This window comes from Thioalkalivibrio denitrificans, from assembly GCF_002000365.1.
Classification (GTDB): domain Bacteria; phylum Pseudomonadota; class Gammaproteobacteria; order Ectothiorhodospirales; family Ectothiorhodospiraceae; genus Thioalkalivibrio_A; species Thioalkalivibrio_A denitrificans.
Map to the genome: position 1 here is coordinate 400 of NZ_MVBK01000094.1, position 905 is coordinate 1,304.

The following is a 905-nucleotide window of genomic DNA, read 5'->3' on the forward strand; positions in this document are numbered from 1 at the left end:
AGAAGCCTTTTCGCGCTGTACAGGTGATGAAATGGATTCATCAGCACGGCGTGTCCGACTTTGCCGCCATGACGGATCTGTCCAGGGCCTTGCGTCAGCGCCTGGGCGAGCACGCCGAGGTGCGCGCCCCGGAAGTGGTGCTGGACCAGGCGGGCAGCGACGGCACGCACAAGTGGCTGCTGCGCCTCGAGGATGGCAACTGCATCGAGACGGTGTTCATCCCGGAGCGTGATCGCGCCACCTTGTGCATATCTTCCCAGGTGGGTTGCGCGCTGGACTGCACGTTCTGCTCCACGGCCCGTCAGGGATTCAACCGCAATCTCACCAGTGCCGAGATCATCGGGCAGCTCTGGCTGGCGAACCGGCGCCTTGCGCCGCCACGCGCGCCGGACGGCAAGGCACCGCAGCGGGCCGTGAGCAATGTGGTGCTCATGGGCATGGGGGAGCCGTTGCTGAACTTCGACGCGGTGGTCGATGCCATGCGCCTGATGCTGGACGACAACGCCTACGGGCTCAGCAAGCGGCGCGTCACCTTGAGCACCTCCGGTATCGTGCCCGCCATGGATCGCCTGAAGGAGACCCTGGACGTGGCACTGGCCGTCAGCCTGCATGCGCCGAACGACGCACTGCGCGATCAGCTGGTCCCCATCAACCGCAAGTACCCGATTGCCGAACTGCTCGGCGCCTGCCGGCGCTACGTGCGCGAGGAACGGCATCATCAGCGGATCACCTTTGAATACGTCATGCTGGACGGCGTCAACGACACCCCCGCCCATGCGCGCGAACTGATCCGTCTGCTGCGCGACGTGCCCTGCAAGGTGAACCTGATCCCCTTCAACCCGTTCCCGGAGACGCGGTACCGGCGCTCGTCCGAAGCGGCGCTCCGGCGTTTCCAGGACATGCTC

The 905-nt window shown here is 65.5% G+C and carries 1 protein-coding gene; it reads left to right on the forward strand.

Features of this window, described 5'->3' with window-relative positions; translation table 11 throughout:
• Positions 1-905 (forward strand): dual-specificity RNA methyltransferase RlmN (rlmN, locus tag B1C78_RS14075; protein ID WP_139349949.1); only part of this gene is annotated, 905 nt, incomplete at both ends.